The organism is Halococcus saccharolyticus DSM 5350 (assembly GCF_000336915.1).
Lineage (GTDB): Archaea > Halobacteriota > Halobacteria > Halobacteriales > Halococcaceae > Halococcus > Halococcus saccharolyticus.
Window position 1 is genome coordinate 47,339 of record NZ_AOMD01000021.1, and the last position, 26,582, is coordinate 73,920.

Genomic DNA, 26,582 nt, shown 5'->3' on the forward strand with positions numbered 1-26,582 from the left:
CGGAACGGGAAATCACCGATCGCGAACACACGAGACTGGCGGTGGTGTCGGGAGCGAGGACGGGGGGCTATATAGTATACTGGCAGCCGCAGGCAGAACGTCAAGACAGTTGCTGTGTGTTTACTGGGATAGGGGGAGGAAGCCATGAGTCCACTATCCGAAGACGTACGGCTACCGTGCGGGTGGGTATGCAAACACGTCGAGGAGGACGAACTCGTGTTCGCGTACGATACCTTCGAGGTAGAAGCCACGAAGGCCGACAGCTCGGACCCACTATCCTTCGATATGGCCGGGCGCTGGCAGCTGACGTGTCGCGAGCGTGCTGGCGGGACGGTAAACGAGCGCTCGATCGGCTACGTCACGAGTCGTGGAGCCGCGACCGAGACGCTGCTGTCGTGTATGGAACACGCGAGCGCGAACGCCAGACGGAGCGATTCGGGCGAGCCGTTGACGCTCGATACCATCGCCGCGGGCGCGGATCGCTGTGACGGCACGGCACCGATGCGAGCCGATCGGACCCGCTACGGCGGTGGGCGGCGAGGACGCACGCACTGATCGTCCGGCCGCGTCGTGGCGGATCCAACGACAACACACCTATTACACGCCGGGCGCAACCCCCGGCGATGAAGAACGTCGACGACCTGATCGGCAGCGCGAACGAACTGGCTGACCAGGGGCTCTCGAACGGCGAGATCGCCGACGAGCTCAACGTCTCGCGCGAGACCGCGAGCTGGCTGGTCGAACGTGGCGGCGGCACGGCGACCCGCGAACCCGCACCGACCGACGCGCTCGAAGACATCCACATCGACTGGAGCGCGTTCGGCCGCGACAGCACCCGGCTCTCGTACGTCGGCCGTGCGATGGCCGACCTGCTTGGCAGTACGGACGGCGACAACGAGGAGATCGATCTCGTGGTCGGGATCGAGAAGGCCGGTACGCCGCTCGCGACCACGGTCGCGCTCGAACTCGACGCCGATCTCGCGACCTATGCCCCACGAAAACACCAATGGGAGGAGGGCGACATCGATGACCTCAGCGGCAACTTCTCGCGAAACTTCGCCGAGATCCGTGATCGGGAGTGTTACGTGGTCGACGACACCATCACGAGCGGCACGACGATGACCGAGACGATCGAGGCCATCGCCGAGGAAGGTGGCACGCCGGTCGGCTGTGGCGTGCTGGTCGACAAGCGTGGCGTCGAGGACTTGGAGGGCGTGCCGGTCGAATCGCTCCTCCAGGTCATCCGCGTCGGTCAGGAGGGATGAGGCCACCTGCCGTGACCTATCGTGGGACACCACCGCACGGCCAGTAGTAACATGTATCAACTGCCGGAATAAATCGAGAACAGTGTCGCCGGATAGCGGATCGGATAACGCCACCGAACGGCGCAAGGCCGGACCACGAACCGCCGAGAAAGTCGGCGTCGAGCGGTGGATCGAAGGCGTCTTCTTCGGTTGTGCGGAGGTCGCGGTACTCGGCTTGCCGGCACTTTTCAGTCTGCTCGACGCGTCCGCCAACGCCGAAGTAAAAATCGCCGCTATCGTCGCGCTGTCGACCGCCGTGATCGCCATCGGGACGATCCGAACCGGATGGACGAGGCTTTCGTGGCCGCCGCTGACGCCACGACTGCTTCTCGCTCGCGCCGTCATCCACAACCTGCTCGTCCTGGTCGCGGCCTACGGCGGTGCGACGATCGATCTCTTCTCGGGATCGGCACTCGGCTCTGCCGTGTTCGCCGTCATCGTCGCGGCCGGCACGGTGTGGGTGTTCCCGCAGATCGCCGACCGTGTCTCGGTGCTCCCGCCGTGGTGGCAATGGGGCCAGTAGCAGCCTCGAACCGAGTCTCTCAGAGCGGGTCGGTCTCGAACGCCATCTCGACATCGATGTCGAGGACGTCGACGAGCGTCGGCGCGACCGTCCGCGCGTCGACCGCCTCGGGCACCGATTCGGGTGCGGCCGGGCCACCGAGCCCGTAGAATCCTTCACAGTCCCGGCGGCCGTGCGATCCACCGACGAGCGTGGGATCGAGCGAAGCGAGGCCGCTGTCGCCGAAGAACAGTTCACAGGGGTCGAAGCCGGGTTTGGCGTGGATGTCCATGTCGGTCGCGTAGTACGGTGCATCGCTTTCCTCGCGCCACCAGTAGTACTGGAACCACGCCGACGGCTCCGCGACGAGCACCAAGTCGCCCGCGTTCGGATGGTCGACACCGTACTCGACCTTCCCCTCGTCGCCGAGCACGCGCTCGACGCCGTCCAGCGGGGCGAGCGCCTCACGAGCGTCATCGACACACCCCTCGTCGGCGTAGACGTGTGTCACCTGGTGGTCGACCATCGCGAACGCCCTCGAAGAGCGGAGATCGATCTCTTCGCCACCCTCGCCGTCGTGCATCACCGAGAGCAGTCCGGCATCCCGGAGCGCACGGTTCGGGAACACTGGTGTGTCGACGTCGTGGAAGCCGTACTCGCTGACGACGTTCACGACGGTTTCGGCCCACCGGTCGTCGCCACGGAGTCCGTCGATGAACTCGCCGATCAGGTCGTCGACCACGCCGATCGCGTCGTCGAGTTCGTCGCTGGAGCCGTGCCGGAGACCGTCGTAATCGAGGTGGGGAACGTAGATCCATAGGAGATCGGGATCGTAGCGTTCGATCGCTTCGCTCGCGGCGTCGAGGATCCACGTCGACGATTCCTCGTTCGCGCCCGGCCCCCAGTAGGTGTGCAGCGGGAAGTGGCCGTACTTTTCTTGAAGATCGTCGTAGAAGCCATCTGGATTGGTCCAGCAGTTCATCTCGAGGATGTTGTTGTCCTCGTCCTCGATCGGCGAGGGCGTGAGCGCGATGTCGGCGGTCGTGTCGATGAGATGCTGGAAGCAGAATACTCCAGTAGTAAGGCCGGCGTCGCTCGCGGTCTCCCAGAGACGGTCGCGGTCGGCACGGTCGCGTTCCCAGAACGCGACCTCGTCGTTCGCGCGGTCGTACTCGCCGCTGGAGACGTCGCCGTGGGATTCGGGCGAGCGCCCGGTCGCGAGCGTGGTCTGGACCGGGAGCGTGACCGCGGGGAACGGCGGTTCGAGCGTCGCCCGGGCCGGCTCGCCGACGAGATCGGCGAGGTTCGGCGCGAGCCCCCGATCGAGGTGGTCGGGTTCGAGGCCGATGACGTCAAGGACGATCGCCCGGCTAGCCGTCTCGGCGATTCCATCGTTATCAGGAGTTTCGGTTGTCATGGTGTGTTCTCCGTCTCCTCGTTGGCCGTCGATGTGTTCCTGTGTTGGTCAGCGTACTCGTAGAGTCGATCGAACTGCCGCGAGAGATCGTGTTCGTCGACGCCGAGCGGGTCCTTGAAGAAGGACGCGAGGTGGGGTTGGAGCCCACCTTCGCCCTGTTCGTCGGCGTGCGCGAGCAGTCGCACGAGATCGAGCACGAGCGGTGCGGCGAGTGCCGAGTCCGACCCTTCCCACGTGAACTGCAACTTCATTTGCGTGCCGAGAAAGCCCTGAAATCGGATGTCGTCCCACGCAGTCTTCCAGTCGCCGAGCGCGGGCGTGTAGTCGATCCGGACCCGATTGTGGGTGTCGTACTCGAGAATCTCGTCGAGGACGCCACCCTTGCTCTGGAGTTTTCCGGCCTTGTTCGCGTCGTCTTCGAGCACCTCACCGTCACGATTGCCGAGGATGTTGTGGCCCTCCCACGAGAGTACTCGGAGGTTCCGCCCGGCGAACATCGGCGCGAGCGCGCTCTTCAGGAGCGTTTCGCCGGTTTTGCCGTCACGACCCATGTGAGGGACGTTCTCCCGGTCGGCGAGCTCCCGAATCCCACCGAGCGCGTTCGCGGCGTTCGGGGTGAAGTTCACGAACGGGTGGCCGTCATCGATGGCGGCGTAGGCGTAGAGCGCGCTCGCCGGGAGGGGATCGTCGGCGTCGAGTCCGGCCTCGATCGCCCCGACCGAGTCGTACTGGTCGGGATCGGCGGGCATCGGCTCCGCAGAGGCGACGTTCACCACCACGACCCGATCGAGATCTTCGTTTTCCTGGAAGGCGGCGTAGTCGGCACGGATGCGCTCGACGATCTCTCGAAGCGAGAGCGTCTCGTCGTCGAACGCTGCATCGTCGGTGAGCTCTGCGACGGTGCGCCCACAGTTGCGTGCGGTGCCGGTCACGATCCGGTCGTCGATCGTAGCGAGATCGTCCCGAACCGCGTCGAGGGTATCGCGGTCGGGAACGCCGTTGCGTTCGTGGAGGCGTTCGGCCGTCTCGACCACGCTGCCGGCCTGGATGTCGTGACCACCGAAGACCAGCGACCCGACCGCCGGGAGGTCGAGGTCCGTCAGCGGAGCGCGCTCGGTCACCATCCCGTCGGTGACGGTCGCCTCGCGAGCGATCGCGCGCGCGCCGATCATTGCGGTCGTGGCGACGTTTCCGCGTGCCCCGATCAGCCACACGCCGGTGGTCACGTGGACCTCCCGCGCGACGTGTCAGTGACCGCTGGCACGTCGTCGCTTCCCTCCGTGTCGGCGACGGACGCCGAAGGTCGAGTCGGCAGTGGCGATACTGTGCTCCGCGCCGAACGATCGCCGGCAGTTTCCAGTGACGTCACTACGAGAGATCGTCGTCGGCGACCCCTGTACCTTGTGATGCTGAACGAACGGTCGGGCGTTACCGACCCACGATGGGATCGCGCAGCGCCGCGACCTCCTCGACGATCGCCGCCACGTTCTCACTACGGACACCGTTCTCGCGGAGCGCGGCTTCGAGGTGGCCCGCGACGGCGTCGAAATCCTCGTCGGCGATGTCGAGATGGGCGTGGGCCGCGCGCATGTCGTCGCCGGTGTACTCGACCGGTCCGCCGGCGACCGAACTCACGAACGCGATCTGGTGCGCTCGGAGGTCGTCCATCGCGGTATCCTCGAAGAATCCGGCGAGGCGGTCGTCGTCGAGCACGCGGTCGTAGAAGTCGTCGACGACCGCTACGACGGCGTCTCGACCGCCGATCTCGGTGTAGAGGCTGGACTCACTCATCCGTGTCACGATCCTGACGGGCACCCCACATGAAAATATCGACGATCGACGGGTAGGGTCAACCAGAACGCAGTAGTACGATCGGGCCGCAGGATCGCCATGGAGATCATCGACCCGCACATGCACATGGTGTCGCGCTCGGCCGACGACTATCGACGCGCGCGCCGTGCCGGCGTCGAGTGCTGTATCGAGCCCGCGTTCTGGAGCGGGACCGACAAGCAGTACGCCGGTTCCTTTTTCGATTACTTCGAGCAGATTATCGATTTCGAGACCGACCGCGCCGAGCGCGCGGCGGGGATGGACCACTACGTGACGATCGGGCTCGAACCCAAGGAGGCGAACTACCGCGAGATGGCCGAGGAGGTGCTCGACCGCGTCCCCGAGTACCTCGACCGCGAGAACGTCGTCGGCGTCGGCGAGATCGGGTTCGATCAGGGGACCGACGACGAGGAGTGGGCTCTTCGCGAGCAGCTCCGAATGGCCGAGGAGCGTGAACTCCCGGTCATCATCCATACACCACACACGAACAAACCGGAGGGCACCGAACGGATCGTCGAGATCATCGAAGACGAGGGCGTGACCCAGGAACGCATCGTCATCGATCACAACACGCCCGAGACGATCGAGACGTCCCTCACGACGGATTGCTGGGTCGGGTTCACGCTCTACCCCGGGAAGATCGAGGACGAGAAAGCGATCGATCTCCTCGAAGAACACGGCACCGACAAGATGCTGTTCAACAGCGCCGCCGACTGGGACCCCTCGGACCCGCTCGCGGTGCCGAAGGCTCGCGACAAGATGCTCGATCGGGGCTGGCCGCGCGAGGACGTCAAGAAGGTCGTCTTCGACAATCCCTACGAGTTCTTCGACCAGTCGCCGAACTTCGAGTACGACCCGCGATGAAGTTCGGGTTCTCGGCCAACGCGTTCCGCGAGTACGACTGGAAGGAAACCATCGAGATCGTCGCTGACGCGGGCTACGACGGGATCGAACTCCTGTTCGACCGGCCGCATCTCTACCCCCACGACGTCGACGACGGGACGGTCGCCGACGTGCGCGACGCGCTCGACGAGCACGGACTCGCCATCAGTAACTGTAACGCGTTCATGTTGACGGCGATCGAGGGGTTCCACCATCCCTCGTACATCGAACCCGATCCCGAGTACCGCCAGGAGCGCATCGACTACACGAAGGCCGCGCTACGAACCGCCGCCGCACTCGATCACGACTACATCTCGATCGAGCCTGGCGGGCCGACTCCCGAGGAAAAATCCCGTGAGTGGGCGCTCGAAACGTTCGCCGAGAGCCTTGAGGAAGTGCTCCCGGTGGCCGAGGACGTCGACGTGGATCTCCACGTCGAACCCGAGCCCGACCTCCTGATCGAAACTAGTACCGAGTTCCGCGAGTTCGCCGACCGGATCGACCATCCTCGGATTCGGTGTAATTTCGACGCCGGCCACCTCTTTTGCGTCGGCGAGGACCCCGTCGAAGCCTTCGACGCACTCGAACCGTTCGTGGATCACGTCCATCTGGAAGACATCCCCGAAGACCGGAGCCACGAGCACACCCAGCTCGGTGACGGCGCGATGCCCATCGACAAGTTCCTCGGCGCGCTCGACGATCGTGACTACGAGGGATTCGTCACGGTCGAACTCTACCCCTACGAGGAAACCGCGGCCGAGACCGCCCGCGACGCGATGACCTACCTCGAAGACGGCGGGTGGGTCTGAGAGGGTGGCCGTCGGCGAGTCCGGTTTGAGCGAGCGATTCACGACCTACGCGAGCCTGGTGCGCGTCCCGAACCTCTTCAGCGCGCCCCCGGACGTCCTGCTCGGTGCGGCACTTGCGAGTGCGGCCGGCGCGGCGGTCTCGCTCCCCGCGCTCGCCGGCCTCTGTCTCGCCGCCGTTCTGCTGTACGCCGGTGGCACCACGCTGAACGACTACTTCGACGCGCCGATCGACCGATCCGAGCGACCCGAGCGCCCGATTCCCTCCGGCGAGGTGACGCGTCGGACGGCGGGCGCGCTCGGTGGATCGCTGCTTGTGGTCGGCGTCGCGCTCACGTTCGTCGCTGCCGGGACGCGCGCCGGTGCGATCGCCGCCGGACTCGCGGCCGTCATCGCGCTCTACGACGGCGCGCTGAAGGGCGGCCCCGTTGGCTTCCTCGCGATGGGGGGCGCGCGCGGGTTGAACGTCCTCCTCGGAACGGCTGCCGCGGGCGCGGTCGATTTCCCGACGTGGACGCTCGCGGTGCCGGCGGTCGTCGTGCTCTACATCGCCGCGGTGACGTACATGGCCGCGAACGAGGCGACCGCTACCCCACGGAAGGCGGTCGCGACCGCGGCCGCTGGAGTCGTCGTAGCTGCCGCAACGGTGTTCGCAGTGATCGCGACGGTCGGTCCGCCGACCGTTCAAGCCGGACTCGCAGCCGGGCTCGTCGCCGGTTTCCTCGCGTGGACCGGGCGTGCGCTTGAACCAGCGTACGCCGATCCTCGTCCCCGAACTGTCGGTCCCGCGGTCGGTACCTGCGTGCTCGCGCTCGTGGTGCTCGATGCGGCGTTCGCGGCGATCGTCGGCGTCGGGTGGGCGCTTGCTGTGCTCGTCTTTCTCGTGCCCGCAGTCGGGCTGGCCCGATTGTTCGATGTCTCGTAAGGTGTTTCGGGGTGGCGGCCGTTCGACTGGCATGGTCGATCTCGCGTTCTCGACGAACGCCTACACCCGCCACGCACTCCCCGAGGCGATCGATCGAATCGCCGACCACGGCTATGCTGGCGTCGAAATCCTGGGAGACAAACCCCACGCCTACTTCCCGAATTTCGACGACGCCGACGAGGGGGACCTGATCGCGGCGCTCGACGACACAGAACTACAGATATCGAACGTCAACGCCAACACCGCGACGGGCTACTACGACGACGCACCGCCCTCGTCGTTTTTCGATCCGAGCGTGATCACCGCGGACGATGACGACCGTGAGTGGCGGATCGAGTACACGAAACGCGCGATCGATCTCGCTTCTATAACTAGTGCGCCCGCAGTCTGTCTCGCCACCGGCCGACCACTCCCCGGGACGCCGCCCGAACGCGCCCACGAGTATCTCCGTGACTCGCTCGATTCGATTCTCGACTACGCCGAGGATCGTGGAGTGAGCGTCGGGATCGAGTACGAGCCCGAACTCCTCGTGGAGTGTACCGAGGAAGTGCTCGCGCTCATCGACGACGTCGGTCGCGACTCGCTCGGGATCAACCTCGACGTCGGCCACGCCGCGGTCTACGGCGAGGATCCCGCCGAAGCGATCCGGCAGAGTGCGGGCCACATCACGGGCGTCCATCTGGAGGACATCGTCGGCGGCGTCCGAGGAAAGCACTACCACCGGATCCCCGGCGAGGGAGACCTCGACTTCCGGGCGATCTTCGACGCGCTCGACGACATCGGCTACGACGGGTTCGCAACGCTCGAACTCTACACCTACCCCGATCGCCCAGACGAAGCCGCACGGGAGGCGTACGAGGAACTCTCGGCGTACTGCTGAGATCGCAGTCGGCTCGGTGGGAGCGGACGGTCACGGAAAACGATCCGAGATTTTCAACACAGTCCCCTATACGGGGAGGAGTCGTGGGAAACGGGGTGAACGAGCCCGTCCGATACTCTCAAACCACGTCCCCACGGGAATCCGATATGGAGTTCCACGACGCCGCGAACTTCCTCTTCGGGCTGCGGCGCTACCCCCCAAAGCCGCGGCTCTCCGCGACGCGCGACCTCTTGTCCGCACTCGACGATCCACAGGAGGGAATCGCGTTCGTCCAGGTCGCTGGCTCGAACGGGAAGGGATCCACCGCCCGGATGACCGAGTCGATCCTCCGCGAGGCCGGTCTCGATGTCGGGCTCTACACCTCGCCGCATCTCGATTCGGTCCGCGAGCGCGTCACGGTGAACGGTCGATCGATCACGGAGGCCGCCCTCACTGAGTACGTCGAGACAGTACGGCCCTACGTCGTCGATCGCGCGACCGACGGCGCGTCGCCGACCTTCTTCGAGACGGTCACGGGACTCGCGTTCTGGGAGTTCGCGCGCCAGGACGTCGACTGTGCGGTGCTCGAAGTCGGCATCGGGGGACAGTACGACGCGACCAGCGTCGTCGATCCGGTGGCGAGCGCGGTCACGAGCGTCACGCTCGAACACACCGACGTGCTCGGCGAGACAGTCGAGGAGATCGGACGCGACCTCGCCCACGTCGCGCCCGATGACGGCCCGCTCGTGACCGCCGCGACCGGCGACGCGCGATCGGGGATCGACACGGTGGCCGACGAGGTCGTGACGGTTGGCTCCGGAACTGACACCGATGTCGCCGTGAGTTACGACGGTCGCGTCGGTATCGAGAGTCGGGTCGAACTCACCGGTACTGACTGGGACGTCGAAACCAGACTCCCGCTCGTGGGTGCACACCAGGCCGACAACGCCGGCGTCGCGGCCCCGCTTGCCCGCCACGTCGGGGACGCACTTGGGGTCGAGATCGACACAGATGATCTCGCGAGCGGGCTGCGTACGGCTCACTGGCCCGGCCGGTTCGAGGTCATGGGCCGGGAACCGCTGGTCGCCCTCGACGGCGCACACAATCCCGGAGCGTGCGAGCGCCTCGCGAGCGTCCTCCGTGAGTTCAAGTACGATGATCTCCATGTGGTGTTCGGCGCGCTCGCCGACAAGGACCATCGAGGCATGGTCGAGGCGCTCCCGACGCCGGATCGTGCCGTCACCTGCCAGCCCGACGTCGACCGTGCGGAAGACGAGGGGGTGCTCGCGACATCGTTCGAGCGCGATGGCGTCGTCGTCGAGAGTCGAAACGCCGTCACCGATGGGGTGGCCGAGGCGGTCGCGGCCGCCGATCCCGACGACTGTGTCGTCGTCTGTGGCTCGCTCTACACCGTCCGGGAGGCCCGGACCCGGTGGAGTCGCCTCGACGTCCCGAAGCGCGTCGACGATCTCGACGACGCTCGCCGGGTGCTCTCCGGGGCACACGTCACCGATCCCGGCGTCTACCGGATGCGGGGCAAAACCGTCCACCGTACCCTGAAGACACGAGTGCGACCGCGCCAGGCGCAGTATCTCAAGGAGGAACTGCTCTCGCTCGGTGGCGAGTGTGCGGTCTCGGGATTGAACGACCAGAACGAGGAGCGACTCGACGTCGTGCTTGCGGGCACGCTCGCCCAGTTCAAACGGCTCGTCGCGAAGCTCGACGCCCAGCCATACGGACTCGGCCCGCTCGCCGCCGATATCGCCCGCGCGCTCGACATCGATTCGTCGGCAAGAAGCCGTGGCGACGAGGATACAACGGCGAGACTGGATTATCCGTGGGACGACGGCACTGCCGTCATGGGGATTCTCAACGTCACGCCCGACAGTTTCCACGACGGTGGCGAGTTCGACGAGACCGATGCCGCGGTTCGGCGGGCCGAGGAGATGGTCGCAGCGGGGGCCGACGTGATCGATATCGGTGGCGAGAGCACCCGCCCCGGTGCGGAGCCGGTGTCGGTGGTCGACGAGCACGATCGGGTGGTCCCCGTGATCGAGCGCATCGCCGACGTCGACGCGTTGCTCTCGATCGATACCCGGAAGGCCGAAGTCGCCCGGGCAGCACTGGAGGCCGGAGCCGACATCGTGAACGACGTCTCCGGACTCGACGATCCCGAGATGCGCTTCGTGGCTGCCGAGTTCGACTGTCCGATCGTCGTGATGCACAGTATCGACGCGCCAGTCGCTCCCGACGCCGAGCCGGAGTACGACGACGTGGTCGAGGACGCGATTCGGGAGCTCGAACCCCTCGTCAGGCGATGTGTGCAGGCGGGGCTCGACCGCGAACAGATCATCGTCGATCCCGGACTGGGATTCGCGAAAACCGAACGGGAGGACTTCTCGCTTCTCGGCCGTCTCGGGGAGTTCCGTGCGCTCGACTGCCCCGTCCTCGTGGGCCACTCCCACAAATCGATGTTCGGCCTCGTCGGCAGCGAGGCCGGCGAGCGACTCCCGGCCACGGTGGCGGCGAGCGCGCTCGCGGCCGAGCGCGGTGCCGACATCGTCCGTGTTCACGACGTCGCCGAGACCGTCGCCGCCGTAAGCGTGAGTGAGGCCACCACCGCACCGCATACGTTCGATCGCGACGAGTGAACCGGTTCTCCCTGTCGGGTGAGCCGTTAGCGCTCATAGACGGCGCGTGACCCGCTCGGCTCACTCTCCATCGGTCTCTCCCGTCGTCCCCGCTTCGTCGGTCGTCTCCTCCTCGTCAGTCGGTTCCTCGGCTTCGGTTTCGTCGGTGCCATCGCGCTCCGTGGTCGTGGCCGCCTGCTCGTCGTTCGCTCGTTCCGGCGGCCCGTCTTCACCGGTCGTCGCTCCCTGGCCGCTCTGTTCCTGGCTCGTCGGAGACGGTGACGATGTAGTGGTTTGACTCGCTGTCGCCGTGTTCGTCGTCGTTGTCGCCGTGGTCGTTGCTGTCGCTGCTGACGTCGTGGTGGTCGTCGTTGCGGTCGGCGTGCTCGTCGTCTGACTCGCTGTGGCCGTTCCCGTAGCGCTCGGTGTAGCGGTATCCGTCGATGTGTCTGTATCCTCGGTCTCCGATGTTGCCGTGGCCGTCTGCGTCGGGGTCGATGTCGCAGTTTCCGTCGAGGTCGGCGTTTCGGTAGTCGTTGGTGTCTCGGTCGCTGTCGGTGTGTCGGTAGTCGTTGACGAGGCTGTCGCCGAGGTTTCGCTGGGTGTTGGCGTCGCGGTTGGTGACGGCGTCGATGTGGCCGTTGGCGTCGCTGTCGGTGTTGCGGTCGGTGACGACGTGGGTGTCGGTGTAGCGGTCGGCGTAGCGGTGGGGGTCGGCGTTGGTGTGGTCGTCGCTGTCGGGGATGCGGTGGCTGTGGCGGTCGATGTTGTTGTCGGCGTCGCGGTTGGTGTCTGTGTAGTGGTGGCAGTAGGTGTCGGCGTATCGGTAGGTGTTGGTGTGTTCGTTGAGGTCGCTGTCGGCGTCGGTGTCTCGGTGGGCGTCGGCATGTCGGTGGCTGTCGGTGTGGCAGTTGTCGTCGCTGTAGCAGTCGATGTCGTCACTGAGGATGTGGGTGACGCGGTGGCTGTCGGCGTTGGCGACGGTGTCTGCGTCGATCGTTCCGTCGTGGTTGGTCCCGGTGTCGTGGTGGTTTCGTTCGTGGACCGCGTCGTTGGTTCCGTCGTCACGGTCGGTGTGGTCGTGGCGTTCGCGCCGTCGACGATCGGGCCGGCTGCGGCCGGCTCGTTTTCACTCCCCCCGGGATCGTCGAGCACGCTCGTGAGGAGAAACCCGACGCCTGCGAGGAGGATGACGATTACGAGGACACCGACTGCGGGTGCCAGCCACCGCTCGATGGCGGACAGTTCGTCCTGATCAAGCAGCTCCGATTCTGGCCCCGGTTCGATCACTTGGAGTACGTACGCCGTTCGAGCTTATCTGCCTTGTCGTGGCGTACGAAGGCACGATCGCTGGAAATAGTTCTTAGCGCACCCGTCGGCCGATGACTCCTGTCGTTCGGTTTTCCCCCAACCGAAACGGTTTGTAAGTGCTCCGTGAACACTGGCCGTGCTCTCCGACATCGAGCGCTACCTCAACGTCCGCAGTGCATCGACCGGGTCGTTCGCGCCCTCGGGCGACCTCGCTTTCCTGCTCGACACCACCGGCACGCCCCAAATTTGGACGCTTCCCGAACCCGGGGGCTGGCCCGACCAACGAACGTTCGCCGACGAGCGCGTCACCTTCGCTTCGTTTTCGCCGACACGCGACGAACTGATCTTCGGGCGGGACGAGGGCGGCAACGAGCGTGTCCAGCTCTCCCGACTCGATCCCGACGGCTCGGTGACGCCGCTCACCGACCGTCCCGCAGCCAAACATAGATGGGGCGGCTGGAGCCACGACGGCGAACGGTTCGCGTTCACCGCCAACCGGCGCGACGAGTCGGTCTTCGACGTCTACACACAGGTACGCGACGCGACGGGTGACGACGCCGAACTCGTTCACGAGGGTGACGGCTGGCTCACCGTCGCCGGCTTCGGCCCCGACGACGATCGCCTCGTCGTGAGCGAGGCGCATTCGAGCTTCGATCAGGACCTCCACGTGCTCGATCTCGATACTGGGGCGATCGAGCACGTCACGCCCCACGAGAACGACGTGCGCTTCATGGGTGTCGAATGGGGACCCGACGGCGACGCGCTCTACTGCCTGACCGACCGCGACGGCGACACCCTCTCGCTCGCGCGGCTCGATCTCGGCAGTTTGGAAATCGAACCGATCGTCGACGATCCGGAGTGGAACGTCGATCGATTCGTGCTCGACGGAGACACCGGCCGGCTGGTCTACGGACGCAACGTCGACGGCTACACCGATCTCACGGTCGGGCGACTCACGGGCGAGACGACGATCGAGACGTTCCCGACGCCCGATCTCCCCGACGGCCTCGCGGGCGCGATCGAGTTCGACGACGACGCCGAGCGCTTCGCGATCACGGTGACGGGTCCGCGCGAGAACGCGAACGTCCACGTCGTCGACATCGCATCCGGCGAGAGCGACCGCTGGACGCACGCCTCGACCGCCGGCCTCGCCGAGGATCGGTTTCACGACTCCGAGCTCGTGCAGTTCGAGAGCTTCGACGCCCGGGAGATTCCGGCGTTTTTCTCGCTGCCCGCCGATCCCGCGCCGGGCGACACACCGGTCGTCGTCGACATCCACGGTGGCCCCGAGAGCCAGCGCCGGCCACGATTTAGCCCCGTCACCCAGTACCTCCTCGATCAGGGGTATGCGGTCTTCGAGCCGAACGTCCGGGGCTCGTCGGGCTACGGCAAAGCGTACACCCACCTCGACGACGTCGAAAAGCGGATGGATTCGGTGGCCGACATCGAGGCGGGCGTCGAGTGGCTCGGCGATCTCTCACCTGTAGACCCCGACCGGATCGCGGTGATGGGCGGCTCCTACGGCGGGTTCATGACGCTCGCGGCGCTCACCGAATATCCCGATCTGTTCGCCGCCGGGGTCGACATCGTGGGGATCGCGAACTTCGTGACGTTCCTCGAAAACACCGGACCATGGCGGCGTGAACTCCGAGAGGCCGAATACGGGTCGCTCGAAACCGACCGCGATCTCCTCGAATCCATCAGTCCGATCCACCGCGCCGACCGTATCGACGCGCCCCTGTTCGTGCTCCACGGCGAGAACGACCCGCGCGTGCCGGTCGGCGAGGCAGAACAGATCGCAGAGCGCGTCAGCGAGCAGGGTGTCCCCGTCGAGAAACTCCTCTTCGAGGACGAGGGCCACGGGATCACGAAACGCGAGAACCGGATCGAGGCCTACACCGCCATCGCGCGGTTCCTCGACGAGCACGTCTGATCCGATCGCTGTGACGACCGCGGAGTGGCGCTTTCGCGACGTAAAATCATGTGAAACGAACGAAAACGTCCAAACGGTTTGACATCACACGACGGGACGGCGATGAAAGATACGGCGGATTTATTCCGCTGGCGGGAAATCGTCCGTGGTATGGACGCCGCCGGTCGTTCGGAGCAGTGGGTCGAAAACCAGCTCGGGAGGCTGACCGACGAGTACGATTCGTCGTCGGTCCACCAGACGAGCTGGGCGGTGTCGGCGGAGCGCTACGAGCGGATCGCGGGCGTCGCGGCCAACGAACGCGCCGCGGCGGGGGTTCGCGTCACGAACGCCGACGACGAGGTGCTGTTGGTGCGCGACCGACGCGATGAATGGGCCGCCCCACGGGGGCGGGTCGAGCCCGACGAATCGCTCGAAACCGGAGCCATCCGGAACGTGCGCGAGGCAACTGGCGTCGAGTGTGCGATCGAGGACGTCGAACGGATCTCGATCGTCGGCGTCGGCGACGAGACCGACCGCGACCGCTCTTCGATCTACTGCCTCGTGGTGCTGTTCGCCGGCTCGTGTGGCCCCGACGAACGCGTCGATCCCGCCGAGACGCCGGTCCGGTGGCGACGGAGCCGGCCGACCGACGGCCTCGATCCGGGCGTGCTCGCGATCTGACCACGAACAGTTCGTTTTTCTCCACAGCTGGACCAGCGGACGGCGGACCGACGGACAGATACATACTCACGGGGCGCGAACCTCAAGCCGATGCTTCGATCGGTCGCCGGGCTGCTCGCGTGGGTGGTCTCGGTCGTGCTGCGGCTCGCGTTCGTGGTCGCGATAATCGGGCTCGCCGCCGGGTTCGCGTTCGGTGGGGGCGATCTTCCGACCTCGGTCGCCGAGCTGGGCGACGACGTGGGCGGGGTCGCCGACGCTGCCGCCGACGGCGTCAGCGAACTCGGTGGCGTCGGCGGGGTGAGTGGTGTCGACGGTGCGGACGCCGCCGACAACGTGAGCGTCCCCTCGATTCCGGAGTCCGACGCCAGCGAGCTCAACGGCACTCGGGTCGAGTATCTCGTCCACCAGGAGGTCAACGAGGAGCGCGTCGAGCACAACCGTTCGAAACTCGCGTTCGACACCGAACTCCGCCCGGTCGCCCGGTATCACAGCGCCGATATGGCGAACCGAAGCTACTTCGCCCACGTCGGCCCGGACGGCGAGACGCTTGGCGATCGGTACGCGAAGTTCAACTACCAGTGTCGCGTCCCCACGAGCGGATTCAAGTACGCGACCGGCGGCGAGAACATCCTCTACACCTACTACGACGCACCGGTCAGGATGAACGACCGGTCGGTCAACTACGACACGCCCGAGGAGCTCGCCCAGGGGATCGTGAACGGCTGGATGAACTCCACGAGCCATCGGGAGAACCTTCTCAAACCCTACTGGCGACAGGAGGCGATCGGGGTGTACGTCCAACAGACCGACGGCCAGACCCGAGTGTACGCCACCCAGAACTTCTGTTGAGTCAGGCGTCGTCCGAACCGTCGGGTCGTGAATGCGACTCCCAAAAGTTCGCGAGCTGTGAGTCGAGGAACATCGGCGTCATCGTGGTCCATTCCTCGCGTTCCTCGGCCGGGAGGTACTCGTGGACCGATCGCGGCGCATCGGAGGTATAGCGCTCGTCGAGAAACGCCCGGACGCCGACCTCCTCGGGGCCCCGGATGACCCGGCCGATGGCCTGCCGCGCGCGCCGGACTGCGGGCACGGTGAGCGCGTACTCGAAGGCCTTGTCCTCCCCGAACGCCGCGCCGTAGGCCCGCCGCACGGCGCGAATCCGCGGTGAGGCGACGTTCACGAGCGGGACGCCGACGACCGCGCACGCGCTCAGTTTCGCGCCGTCGTAGTCTACACCTTCGGTCAGTGTCCCGCGCGTCGAGGTGACGAGCACCTTCCCGCCACCGGCGAAGAAGTCGCGCTTCAGTGCCTCGGTCGTCTCGGCGCTCGACGGCTCGTCGATCAGGACGGGTTTCTCGACCGACTCGCGAAGGCGATCCGCCGCCCACGCCGCCTCGCGGTAGCTCGGCAGACAGACCAGCACGTTGCCCGGGCTTCGTGCGATCTCCCGGAGCGCGTAGGCGTAGGTTTCGCGGACCTCGTTCCCCGAGTCGGGCGGACCGCGGTTCCGCGCGGTGAACGCCGGTACGTCGACGATCCAGCTCGCGCGGTTTTCCGCGGGGAAGGTCAGATCGTACGTCCGCTCGGCGATCGGGCGCTCGGTTCCTGTTCCTTCGTCCCTGGTCGTCCCGTTTTCGCCGTCAGCGTTCGCTCCCTCGTTTTCGTCGCCCGAACTCTCCTTCGGGCTCGGGAGGTCGACGCCGTCGGGAACCTCTGGAATGTCGGCGGCGTCCGCCGATTCGGTCACGAGTCGATCGAGTCCCACACACTCCCGGAAGACGTCCATCGGTTCGAGCGTCGCGCTCATCAACACCCCGCCGCCGAGGTCCGCGAACCGCTCGCGGAGGTCCGCAGCCGGCAGGCAGTCGTAGCATTCGAGCGCCGCGGTGTAGTGGCGTCGCCACTCGTCGCTGTGTTCGCGGTCGGTGCGTTCGAGCGTGACTTCTCGGAAGTACGCGGCGTGGTCGCGAGTCCACCAGTTTCGCACCAACCGTCCGACGCTTCCGCAGACACAGCTTCGATCCGGGTCGACCGTTTCGAGCACGTCCTCGACCGCCGCGCCGACGGTGTGGAGCGATTCGCAGAAATCCTCGGTGTAGCCCGCCTCGATCGCCCACTCGGTGAACGCGTCGGGCTCGTCGACCGTGGGATCGCGAAGTGGGATCTCGACCCGATCGGGGAGGTCGCCGCGTTCGGCTGCACGGTCGAGATCGTCGAACTCCTCGTCGAGGTGGGTCTCGACCCGACGATCGAGCCAGTCGATGGCGTCGTCGTAGAACTCCCGTGTCTGTGTGAGCGCGTCGGTCGAGAGCTCCCAGCTCGCGAGCTGGGTAGCGATCGCCTCGCGGTTCTCGCGCGATTGGCGCGCGTACGAGGCGAGCTGGGCGATATCGTTTCGCGCTCGCCGGAGCGACACGCTACCGATCCGGTCGCTCAGCAGATCCCGAACCCGACCCTCCAGCCGGTGGGCCTCGTCGACGATCACGAACGTCCGCTCGTCGACCACACCGTCGGTGAGAACCCGAGTTCGAGGATCGAACAGATGGTTGTAGTTGCCGACGACGACATCGCTCTCTTCGAGCAGCGCTCCCATCGCGCGGTGCGGGCAAGTCCCTGCTGGCACTGCCCCGGCGAGCAACTCCTCGGTCGTAATAACACTGTGCTCGCCGTCGGCGAACGACACTGGCGATCCCTTCTCGCGGGCGTACCAGTCGGCCTCGAACGGACAGAAAACTTGCTCACGGTCGCTCTCGGTCATTGATTCGGGAACGACTGGTCGGCCCGTCGAGTACGGTGCCTCGACGCCCGCCGTCGAGAGACCCTCGTCGAGCGTGCGCCACGAGTCGGCGTCGATCCGGGCCGACTCGACGAGGTCGGCCGCACGGCCGGCGTCCCACCACGCCTCGCCACCGTCGTCGCCCGCAACGAGGCCCGCGGTAGTTTCTCGGAGGTCCTCGCAAGCGTCCTGGACCCCGCGGTCGAACGCATCCGCGCGCTCGTACGGGCAGAGCGCGGGCTTGCCGACCAGCGCGAGTCCCGAAAACGGCTCGTCGAGATCGGCGTTGATCGCTCGGAGGTCCTGGATGAACTGCCGGCGCTGCTGTTTGACCGGTGTCGCCACCACGACGTTGTCGTAGCGGTCGGTGTTCCGGAGGAGATGGCCGGCGGCCGCGAGCGCGGCCATCGTCTTGCCCGTCCCGCAGGCCCCCTCCATCACGAGATAGCCACCCTCCTCGCCGGCGTCGATCGCCGCCTCGATCGCGTCGGCCTGGTTCGCGTACGGCTCGTCGTAGCCGAAGAACTCGTGCCAGTCGTGTTCGTTCTCGTGATCGCTCTCGGCAGCGTGGCTGGCGGTCCTCTCGGCCGTGGCAACTGTCTCGTCTCGACGCTCGTCGCCGCTCATCGATCGTAGTCTGCGTTCCGGCGGCATCCGTTATAGACTGTCGGTCCGCGAAACGGCCACCGCTGTTCTGCGTGACGTTTCGTTGTCCATCCCGAACGGAGGCCCGGTGCTGACGCATCGATGGACACGGTTTTGTCGGTACTCGCCCCCGTTCTCGCATGGCCGACTACGGAAAGGTGGACGCCGGGTTCTTCGACGAGCACATCTACCCGCGTCTCGGCGCAGACCGGGCTGACGTCGCACTCGGACCGCAGCACGGGGTCGATTTCGGGGTTGTCGAGATCGCGGATCAGGGCGTCGTGGTCGCGACCGATCCGATTTCGGTCCTGCCCGAACTCGGTTACGAACGGGCTGGTCGGTTCGCGCTCGACGTGGTGCTCGCCGATGTGGCCGTCAGCGGCCTTCCGCCATCCTTTCTCTCGATCAATTTCAGCCTCCCTCCAGAGATGACCGACGAGGAGTTCGCGACGCTCTGGGCGGCGATCGATCGCGAGGCCACCGCTCTCGGAACGAGCGTCATAGCGGGACATACGGCGCGGTACGAGGGATGTTCGTTCCCGTGGGTCGGTGGCGCGACCGCGCTCGCGGTCGGAGACAGCAAGGAGATCGTGCGACCCGACGGCGCACGACCGGGCGATCGGCTCGTGCTCACGACCGGCCCCGCCGTCGAGGCTGTCGGCCTCCTGACGACGCTGTTCGGCGATCGAATGGATCTCCCCGAAAGGACGCTCGAAATCGCCAGAGAGCGGCTCGACGACACCGACACCGTCCGCGACGCGCTCGTCGCCGCGGCCGCCGGCCCGGTCACCGCGATGCACGACGTCACCGAAGGCGGGCTCGCCAACGCGCTCTGTGAGGTCGCCACGAGTGCGGGTGTCCGCCTCGATATCGACCGCGAGGCGGTGCCAATGCGCCCCGGCGTCGAGCCGATCTGTGAGTACCTCGATATCGATCCGTGGACGGCGACCAGCTCCGGCTCCCTTTTGATCGCCGTGGCTCCCGAGGGACTCGATAACGTTCTCGCGGCGCTCGACGAACGGGAGACCACGGCGGCCGTCATCGGCACTGTCGCGGAGGGAGACGGCGCGTACGTCGAGGGCGAACGGATCGAAGGGCCGATCGTCGACTCCTCGTGGGGCGTGTACGCCGACTACGCCGCTGGTGAGAACGAATCGTGAACCAGTCCGCTCTGCCCGACGAGTTCTAACTCCTCGTGGCTCGGGCGACAAACGCCCTCAGAGTGAATAGCGGATCTGTCGGCAGTATTCGTACCGAACAACGAAGACTGGTGGATTTGGGTCCATACCGACACCACCGAGACAGGTCATCAACCTTCGTAGACGGCCCGGCAGGGTGGCGCTACCTCTGGTGTCCCGGTGTCCGATCACCCTGCTCGTCGCATCACGACGCCGGCGGCTGCGATCGACACCAGCGTGAACCCACAGAGCGCCACGACCGCGACCCAGAAGTCAGCAGCCGCGACCTCGATCACGAGATCGGCGTCCGCGCCGTCACCGAGGATGCTCCAGCGCTCGGCCGCCTCGCCCTCGCCGAGTACGACGTAGTTCATCGCGTCCAGGATATACGTGATCGGCATTGCGCGGGCGAGAAGTTCGAGGGCGTCGGGGAGTTCCTCGATCGGGATGAACGTCCCACCGAGGATGACCTGTGGAGCGATGACGACCGGCAGGAACTGGAGTGCCTGGAACTCGTTCTCCGCGAACAGCGAGAGCAGGATGCCGAGACCCAGCGCGGAGAGCGCGCCGAGGAGTTCGACGGCGAAAAACAGGATCACGCCGTGTTCGAACTCGATGTCGAGGAAGTACACCGCCGAGCCGAGCAGGACGCCCGACTGCACGGTCGCGAGCACGCCGAAGCCGAGAACGTAGCCCGAAACCACGCCGGTCCGCGAGGCGGGCGAGACCAGGATCCGTTCGAGGGTGCCCGCCGTCCGTTCGCGGAGGAAGCCGATGGCGGTCAGGATGTAGGTCAGAATGAACACGATGACGCCAAGCAGCACCGGAGCGACGCCCGTCGGATCCGGGAACACCTCGCTGAACAGGTAGATGAGCAGCGCGGGAACCACGAACACGAGTCCGAGAGTGCGCCGGTCGCCACGGAGCGAGAGCAATAGCCGACGAGCGATCGGCACTGCACCCCGTGTCGGAGCCGCCACACTCATCGAACCACTTCCACGGCGTCGTCAGCCCCCGGTGTGCCAGTACCGTCCCTGTTCGTGGCCGTCCGTCGATCCAGTAGCGCGAGGAAGGCGTCTTCGAGGTCCGTCGTGCCCGTCGCATCGAGGAACGACTCCGGTGCATCGAACGCGAGCACCCGACCGTCGCGGAGGAACAACACGCGGTCACAGTTGGTTGCTTCGCCGAGGTAGTGCGTCGACACCATCATCAGCGCCCCCGCGTCGCGGCGCTCGCGAAACGACGTCCACATGCTCGCCCGGAGCTCCGGATCGACACCCACAGTCGGCTCGTCGAGCAAGAGCACGTCGGGATCGTGGACGAGCGCACACGCGAGGCTCGTTCGTCGGACCATTCCCCCGGAGAGTTCCGTCACCGCTGCGTCGGTTCGTTCCCCGAGATCGACGAACTCGATCGCGCGCTCGACGGCGGCCTCGCGGTCGCGCACGCCGTAGAGCCTGGCGAAGAAGTCGACGTTCTCTCGAACGGTAAGGTCGTTGTAGACGGCCTCGTGCTGGGGCATGTAGCCGATCCGGGCGCGCTCCGTACTCCGGAGGTCCGCCGGGTCCGTGTCGTTGACGCGTGCCGATCCGTTCGACGGGCGGAGCAGCCCGAGCAGACACCGGATGAGCGTCGTCTTCCCCGAGCCGTTCGGCCCGGCGACACCGACGATCTGTGGGCCGTCGATCGTGAGATCGACATCGTCGAGCGCCGTGATCGCCCCGAACGACCGGCTGAATCCATCGAGTGTGATCGAAACGTCGCTGGCTGTGGTCATACGTGTCTGTAGGTACGCACTCATGCTGGACGTTTCGCCGAGTATGACGAGGAGGTTTATGTGTATTCAAGTACCATGGTTAAACCTCACATGCGTCACGTCCGCTTCACGGCCACCCTCCCGCCTGACGTGCGGCCGCCGCTGTTCGACCTGATCGCGGGGGTAGAGGCAGCGTGGATAGCGGAGACGCGATTGGTCAACTGGAACATCGCCAGCGAGTATCCGGCCGTGCTGTTCGTCGTGACAGCGGACCGCGAGCGCTTCGAGGCAGCACTCGAAGCGGTGCCCGAGGTGAAAACCGCCGACACGACCGCGCTCACCGCCGATCAGTTCGCCCTTCACCTGCGGTTGGAGCCACCATCGGTTCTCGCACAGATGTTCGATGCGGTCGTCAGGAACGGGCTGATTCTCGTCCGCCCCATCGTCTACCGTGACGGCACTGTCCACGGAAACGTGGTCGGCCAGCCCGCAGAGGTCCAGGCGCTCTTCGATGCGTTGCCCTCGGAGATCGCTCCGACGATCGAGGGGGTGAGTGAGTTCGATGTACGCCGGGAGGCCCCGGCGGCAGCCCTCAGCGACCGCCAGTTGGAAGCCGTCCGAGTCGCCGTGGAACTGGGATACTACGAGTCGCCGCACCAGGCCACCCATGCGGACATCGCGGCCGAGATCGGGTGTTCGCCGAGTACCGTCACCGAACACCTCCAGAAAGCGGAGCGGAAACTCGTGACCGGAGCGCTGGCGTCCTACACGGATTGACCAGATACACGTTCTGAGAACCGTCGAATGAACACCGTGTGCCGACCGCGTTTCACGGCGTGACTACCATGCTCTCTATCCAGTGACGACGTATCGGGACGAGCGAACCACCCGCCGATCCGAGCATCGCCCGGAGGCGTCAGACGACGCCGGTCACCCTCGCGACCTCGCGTGCGGCCGCCTCGTTCATCCCGTTGCCGAGAATGGTGTAGCGGTCCCGGATCCCGTGGGCGGTCGTGAGTGCCTTGATCACGTCGTCCGGATCGACGCCGAGTCCGTTGGCAGTCGTTGGCGCACCGATCCTGGCAAGCGCGTCGCGGACGTTTCGCCACTGACCCTCGTCGCCGGTGTGGAGGTACTCGGTCAGGATCGATCCCACGCCGACCTGGTGGCCGTGGAGCGCCGCGCCGGGGGCGATCCGATCGAGTTGGTGGCTGAAGAGATGTTCCGCGCCGCTCGCCGGCCGCGAGGAGTCCGCGATACTCATCGCAACCCCCGAGGAGACCAGCGCCTTCACGACGACCCACGCCGACTCTTCGAGCCCCTGCTTGATCGAATCGGCGTTGTCGACGAGCATCTCGGCGGTCATTCGGGAGAGTGCGCCCGCGTACTCCGAATATTCGACGTTCTGGAGTCGGTTGGCGAGCCGCCAGTCCCGGACCGCGGTGTAGTTCGAGATGATGTCGGCACACCCTGCTGTGGTCAGCTCCCACGGCGCGTCGGCGATGATTTCCGTATCGGCGACGACGGCAAGCGGCGGCTCGGCGGCGACCGAGTGACGGGTGTCGCCCTCCGGGACCGAGCCGCGCCCGGAGACGATCCCGTCGTGGCTCGCGGCCGTCGGGACCGAGACGAACCCCATGCTCAGGGAATCGCTCGCCATCTTCGCGATGTCGATCGGCTTGCCGCCGCCAACCCCGACGAGGAAGCCGGCCTCCTCCGCTTCGGCGGTCCCGATCACCCGCTCGACCGCCGCGAAGCTCGCCTCTTCGACCACGACCGTCACCGGTTCGGTCCCCGTGGCGGCGAACCCCTCGACGACGCGCTCGCCGGCTACCTCGCGGGCGGTCGGGCTAGTGACGACGAGGGGCCGTCCAGCGAGGTGGAGTTCGTCGACGGCGTCGGTAGTTTGGGAGAGGACGCCGTGACCAACCACGACGTTCCGTGGGAGACGGATCCACGTCGATTTGTCGAACATGACGTTCCCTATCCGGCACGAACCAAACCGTTTGCCCTCCGCAGCGCTTCCGCACGGAAACACGACTGGGACGGCGGACCCGCTGACGTTGCACCAGCGTGCACAAACAGTTTAGCACGCCGTCGAGTACCGGCATCGATGAACGTCGCGCTCGTCGTCCTCGATACGCTCCGCTACGACGCGTTCGAGGAACACTTCGACTGGTTGTCGGGGGTTCGCTTCACGAATGCGTGGGCACCGAGCCACTGGACCGTCCCCGTCCATGCGTCGCTGTTCGCCGGGAAGTACCCGAGCGAACTCGGGGTTCACGTCGACAACCAGGCGCTCGACTGTCCCGAGCCCGTGGTCGCCGAACGCCTCGCCGAGGCCGGCTACACCACCCGCGCGTTCGCCAGCAACATCATCCTCGCCAAACCGTTCGCGTTCGACCGCGGATTTGCCGAGTACACCGGTACGTGGACGTTCCGGGCGCTCTCGGGCGACGTGTTCGACTGGGAGAGCTTCGCGGAGGACGACGACGGCCCCGAGACCTACCTCGGGGCAGTACGAGAGTGTATCGCCGGCGAGTACGACACGTGGCCGTCGCTGAAACGCGGTGCGCGAGTCGCGCTGCGTGACCTCGGTGGCGGTCGGTTCGGAGGCGCTCGCTTCGGCGGCGACCCGCTCGACGAGCAGGGGTCCCAACAGGCGCTCGACTACGTCCGCCGGACAGAGTTCGGCGACCACGAGTTCCTGTTCGTGAACCTGATGGACGCACACATGCCGCACACGCCGCCCGAGGCATACCGAACAGTCGACACCGACGAGCCGATCGGCGACGTGACCGAGTACAACGGCCTCGTGGCGACCGCCGGTGACGGCCCCGACGCCGACGTCGAGGTGCTCAAGCAGGCCTACGACGACAGCGTCCGCTATCTCTCCGATGTCTACCGCGAGATCCACGCCAGGCTCCGCGAGGAGTTCGACGTCGTGATCACGCTCTCGGATCACGGCGAACTGTTCGGCGAACACGGCGTCTGGCAGCATTCCTACGGCGTCTACCCCGAACTCACTCACGTCCCGTGCGTGATCTCCGGCGACCGCATCGAGGACGCGACGCGCGCGGAGACGGTGAGCCTCCTCGACGTCCACCGAACGATGCTCGACCTCGCCGGCGTCGACGGCGACTCGGCGGGGAACGCGCTGCTCGACGTGCCCGACGAGTCCACCGAACCCGTCACGGCCGCGCCGACCGACCGGACGTGCGCCGCGGAGTATCTGGGACCGAACCCGCGAAACCGGGCAAAGGTCGAACGCCTCGGCTACGATCCGACGCGGTTTGACAGGGAACTGTTCGGCGTCGCGGTCGAGGGGGCCTACGGCTACGAGACGACCGACCGTTTCCGGGTCGTCGGCGAGACCGACGTCGCGCTCGACGAACTGCTCGCCGACCACCGCGACCGGATCGACCGGCGCGACACCCGGGATCGAACGGCGGTCTCGGACGCGACGCGGCGTCATCTCGAGGATCTCGGCTACGCGTAGGTGGGGCCAATGCTTCTCCCGACGTACTCCGACGACAGCACCGTAGATTCACAGCCGTCGCGTTCCGGCTGCTGCTTTGCTCAGTTGCCGGCGACCGATCGAGTCGGCGACAGCTCGAATTCGGCCTGGTGCTCGGTGACGGTTTCGAGTGCGGCCCGCTGGTCGTCGGGCATGACTTCGAGGACCACCGTGCCGTCGAAGTGTCGGTCGACTAGACGACAGACCGCCCCGATGTCGATGTCGCCAGCGCCGAACGCCAGGCCGTCCTGGACCGGCGTCGAGTCACAGAGATGCAGGAGACCGATCCGATCGCCGTACTCGGTCAGCAGGTACTCGATCGCCGTCAGGTAGTCCGCCTCAGCCATGAACAGGTGTGCGACATCGAGCGCGAGGCCGTGGCCAGGCTTCAGCACCATGTGTCGGAGGTGGCGAACACTCACCCCGGTCTTGTTCTCGTAGCCGTACGCCGCGGTCAGATCGAGTGTCTCCAACTCCGGCGTGTCGACGTGGTTGAGGTGTCCCGAGTGAAAGACGACGAATGCGTCGAGCGCCACCGCGAGCTGATCTGTTCGGTGGAGGTACTCCTTCTCCGCCAGCGAGACGTGGGGCGTGTGAACCGAGACGGCCGCGACGTCCGACGCCTCGACGTGCGCGACGCACTCGGCGACCGATTCGAGGTGGTCCTTCTCCAGATACAGTTCCACCACCTCGAACCCCCGGTCGGCTGCGGCGGCGAGCGCGTCCGGTTCCGGGGGGCACTTGCCAGCGATGAGCATTGTCCGTACAGTCGGGCCCCATCGTCCTATCGATGAGACCTGCAATTGCAAGGGTCGTTTACCGACGGTGGGTCGACTGACGGTCGTCCACGCCGCTCATCCGGCGTCCGTCGGCCGGACGAGGAGTTCGTCGACGTTGACGCGTGGCGGCTGCGTGACCGCGTACCGAACCGCCGCTGCGACATCGGCGGGTTCGAGCGTGTGCATCGACTCGATCGCCGCCTCGACTTCGTCTTTCGCCGCCGCGTCGGTGATGTGATCGGGGAGTTCGGTGTCGGTCGCGCCCGGTTCGACGGTCGTCACGCGAACCCCATCGTCGGCGACTTCCTCGCGGAGCGATTCCGCGAACGTGCTCACACCGGCTTTCGTGGCGGCGTACGCACCGAATCCGGTGCCCGGACCGCGCCGCGCATCCGAGGAGATGTTGACGACGTGGCCGGCCTCGTCCTCTCGAAGCGCCGGCAGCGCGGCGCGGGTGGCGTTCATGAGCCCCGTCAGATTGATCGACACCATCCGTCGCCAGTCGTCGGCGTCGGCCCGATCGACCGGCGCGAGCAGCATGATGCCGGCGTTGTTGACGAGAACGTCGAGCCCGCCGAACGCGTCGGTCGTCGTCTCGATCATCGTCTCGATGTCCGACTCCTCGGTGACGTCCGTAGTGATCGCCAGCGCCTCCCCACCCGACGCCTCGATCCGCCCGGCGAGTTCGTCGAGCCGGTTGGTGCGGCGCGCAGCGAGACTCACACTGGCCCCTTCGGCCGCGAGCGCCTCCGCAGTCGCCGCGCCGATCCCTGACGACGCACCGGTGACGAGCGCCGTCTTTCCGTCGAGTTCGCCGGCCGTGATGTGGTTCACGCCGCGGCTACGACCGTTGGTCGAAAGAAGCTGTCCTT

Annotated in this window: 24 protein-coding genes; 14 read left to right on the forward strand and 10 right to left on the reverse strand. The window is 66.3% G+C overall.

What is annotated here, in order from left to right:
- Positions 1-144: 144 nt before the first annotated feature.
- From C449_RS08540 to C449_RS08550, 3 genes are all read left to right on the forward strand, one after another.
- Positions 145-555: a hypothetical protein gene (locus C449_RS08540; RefSeq protein WP_049913984.1), complete on the forward strand. Its 411-nt coding sequence runs from the start codon at positions 145-147 to the stop codon at positions 553-555.
- A gap of 68 nt (positions 556-623) precedes the next feature.
- The gene (gene gfcR / locus C449_RS08545; RefSeq protein WP_006077592.1) at positions 624-1,265 is read left to right on the forward strand and encodes a transcriptional regulator GfcR; all 642 of its coding nucleotides are present in this window, start codon (positions 624-626) and stop codon (positions 1,263-1,265) included.
- A gap of 82 nt (positions 1,266-1,347) precedes the next feature.
- Positions 1,348-1,827, forward strand: coding sequence for a hypothetical protein (locus C449_RS08550; RefSeq protein WP_006077593.1), 480 nt, complete (start codon positions 1,348-1,350; stop codon positions 1,825-1,827).
- Between the two features lie 19 nt (positions 1,828-1,846).
- Here the strand turns inward: C449_RS08550 and C449_RS08555 are convergent, their stop codons facing one another.
- From C449_RS08555 to C449_RS08565, 3 genes are all read right to left on the reverse strand, one after another.
- Positions 1,847-3,223 carry an alkaline phosphatase family protein gene (locus C449_RS08555; protein ID WP_006077594.1) on the reverse strand — a complete coding sequence of 459 codons (1,377 nt, stop codon included), beginning with the start codon at positions 3,221-3,223 and terminating at the stop codon, positions 1,847-1,849.
- Positions 3,220-4,449: an inositol-3-phosphate synthase gene (locus tag C449_RS08560; RefSeq protein WP_006077595.1), complete on the reverse strand. Its 1,230-nt coding sequence runs from the start codon at positions 4,447-4,449 to the stop codon at positions 3,220-3,222. The genes C449_RS08555 and C449_RS08560 overlap by 4 nt, the downstream gene beginning before the upstream one ends.
- Positions 4,450-4,651: 202 nt before the next feature.
- Positions 4,652-5,014 carry a group I truncated hemoglobin gene (locus C449_RS08565; RefSeq protein WP_049913985.1) on the reverse strand — a complete coding sequence of 121 codons (363 nt, stop codon included), beginning with the start codon at positions 5,012-5,014 and terminating at the stop codon, positions 4,652-4,654.
- 99 nt (positions 5,015-5,113) lie between these two features.
- Here C449_RS08565 and C449_RS08570 point away from each other — a divergent pair, with 99 nt between their 5' ends.
- The 5 genes from C449_RS08570 to folP all read left to right on the forward strand — a co-directional run bounded on the left by C449_RS08570 (position 5,114) and on the right by folP (position 11,176).
- A complete protein-coding gene (locus tag C449_RS08570) occupies positions 5,114-5,917 on the forward strand; it encodes a TatD family hydrolase (protein ID WP_006077597.1) in 804 nt (267 codons plus the stop codon).
- A complete protein-coding gene (locus tag C449_RS08575) occupies positions 5,914-6,744 on the forward strand; it encodes a sugar phosphate isomerase/epimerase family protein (protein ID WP_006077598.1) in 831 nt (276 codons plus the stop codon). The genes C449_RS08570 and C449_RS08575 overlap by 4 nt, the downstream gene beginning before the upstream one ends.
- Positions 6,745-6,748: 4 nt before the next feature.
- Positions 6,749-7,666 carry a UbiA family prenyltransferase gene (locus tag C449_RS08580; protein WP_006077599.1) on the forward strand — a complete coding sequence of 306 codons (918 nt, stop codon included), beginning with the start codon at positions 6,749-6,751 and terminating at the stop codon, positions 7,664-7,666.
- Between the two features lie 31 nt (positions 7,667-7,697).
- The gene (locus tag C449_RS08585) at positions 7,698-8,546 is read left to right on the forward strand and encodes a sugar phosphate isomerase/epimerase family protein (RefSeq protein WP_006077600.1); all 849 of its coding nucleotides are present in this window, start codon (positions 7,698-7,700) and stop codon (positions 8,544-8,546) included.
- Between the two features lie 146 nt (positions 8,547-8,692).
- Positions 8,693-11,176, forward strand: coding sequence for a dihydropteroate synthase (folP, locus tag C449_RS08590; protein WP_006077601.1), 2,484 nt, complete (start codon positions 8,693-8,695; stop codon positions 11,174-11,176).
- Positions 11,177-11,236: 60 nt separating this feature from the next.
- Here the strand turns inward: folP and C449_RS18100 are convergent, their stop codons facing one another.
- The gene (locus C449_RS18100; RefSeq protein WP_161606446.1) at positions 11,237-12,445 is read right to left on the reverse strand and encodes an AAA family ATPase; all 1,209 of its coding nucleotides are present in this window, start codon (positions 12,443-12,445) and stop codon (positions 11,237-11,239) included.
- A 157-nt stretch (positions 12,446-12,602) separates the two neighbouring features.
- On the opposite strand from C449_RS18100, the gene C449_RS08600 reads away from it, so the two are divergent.
- From C449_RS08600 to C449_RS08610, 3 genes are all read left to right on the forward strand, one after another.
- Entirely contained in the window at positions 12,603-14,399 is a 1,797-nt protein-coding gene (locus C449_RS08600; protein WP_006077603.1) for a S9 family peptidase, read from the forward strand.
- Between the two features lie 150 nt (positions 14,400-14,549).
- On the forward strand, positions 14,550-15,059 hold the full coding sequence (locus C449_RS08605) for an NUDIX domain-containing protein (RefSeq protein WP_006077604.1): 510 nt from the start codon (positions 14,550-14,552) through the stop codon (positions 15,057-15,059).
- Between the two features lie 90 nt (positions 15,060-15,149).
- Entirely contained in the window at positions 15,150-15,908 is a 759-nt protein-coding gene (locus C449_RS08610; protein ID WP_006077605.1) for a CAP domain-containing protein, read from the forward strand.
- 1 nt (position 15,909) lies between these two features.
- Here C449_RS08610 and C449_RS08615 read toward each other — a convergent pair whose 3' ends face one another.
- Complete coding sequence (locus tag C449_RS08615; RefSeq protein WP_006077606.1) at positions 15,910-18,462, reverse strand: ATP-dependent DNA helicase; 2,553 nt, start codon at positions 18,460-18,462, stop codon at positions 15,910-15,912.
- 158 nt (positions 18,463-18,620) lie between these two features.
- Here C449_RS08615 and C449_RS08620 point away from each other — a divergent pair, with 158 nt between their 5' ends.
- Positions 18,621-19,640 carry an AIR synthase family protein gene (locus C449_RS08620; protein ID WP_006077607.1) on the forward strand — a complete coding sequence of 340 codons (1,020 nt, stop codon included), beginning with the start codon at positions 18,621-18,623 and terminating at the stop codon, positions 19,638-19,640.
- Positions 19,641-19,846: 206 nt separating this feature from the next.
- Here C449_RS08620 and C449_RS08625 read toward each other — a convergent pair whose 3' ends face one another.
- The gene (locus tag C449_RS08625) at positions 19,847-20,644 is read right to left on the reverse strand and encodes an ABC transporter permease (protein WP_049913986.1); all 798 of its coding nucleotides are present in this window, start codon (positions 20,642-20,644) and stop codon (positions 19,847-19,849) included.
- Complete coding sequence (locus C449_RS08630) at positions 20,641-21,435, reverse strand: ABC transporter ATP-binding protein (RefSeq protein WP_152415687.1); 795 nt, start codon at positions 21,433-21,435, stop codon at positions 20,641-20,643. Before C449_RS08630 ends, C449_RS08625 begins: the two co-directional genes overlap by 4 nt.
- A 90-nt stretch (positions 21,436-21,525) precedes the next feature.
- Between C449_RS08630 and C449_RS08635 the strand changes: the two genes are divergently transcribed.
- The gene (locus C449_RS08635; protein ID WP_006077610.1) at positions 21,526-22,191 is read left to right on the forward strand and encodes a helix-turn-helix domain-containing protein; all 666 of its coding nucleotides are present in this window, start codon (positions 21,526-21,528) and stop codon (positions 22,189-22,191) included.
- 139 nt (positions 22,192-22,330) lie between these two features.
- Here the strand turns inward: C449_RS08635 and C449_RS08640 are convergent, their stop codons facing one another.
- On the reverse strand, positions 22,331-23,389 hold the full coding sequence (locus C449_RS08640) for an NAD(P)-dependent glycerol-1-phosphate dehydrogenase (RefSeq protein ID WP_006077611.1): 1,059 nt from the start codon (positions 23,387-23,389) through the stop codon (positions 22,331-22,333).
- Between the two features lie 138 nt (positions 23,390-23,527).
- Here C449_RS08640 and C449_RS08645 point away from each other — a divergent pair, with 138 nt between their 5' ends.
- On the forward strand, positions 23,528-24,913 hold the full coding sequence (locus tag C449_RS08645) for a sulfatase-like hydrolase/transferase (protein WP_006077612.1): 1,386 nt from the start codon (positions 23,528-23,530) through the stop codon (positions 24,911-24,913).
- 80 nt (positions 24,914-24,993) lie between these two features.
- On the opposite strand, the gene C449_RS08650 is transcribed toward C449_RS08645, so the two are convergent.
- Positions 24,994-25,689 (reverse strand): sugar phosphate isomerase/epimerase family protein, encoded by a 696-nt coding sequence (locus C449_RS08650; RefSeq protein ID WP_006077613.1) that lies wholly within the window; start codon positions 25,687-25,689, stop codon positions 24,994-24,996.
- Positions 25,690-25,785: 96 nt separating this feature from the next.
- The gene (locus C449_RS08655; RefSeq protein ID WP_006077614.1) at positions 25,786-26,544 is read right to left on the reverse strand and encodes an SDR family NAD(P)-dependent oxidoreductase; all 759 of its coding nucleotides are present in this window, start codon (positions 26,542-26,544) and stop codon (positions 25,786-25,788) included.
- Positions 26,545-26,582: the final 38 nt, after the last annotated feature.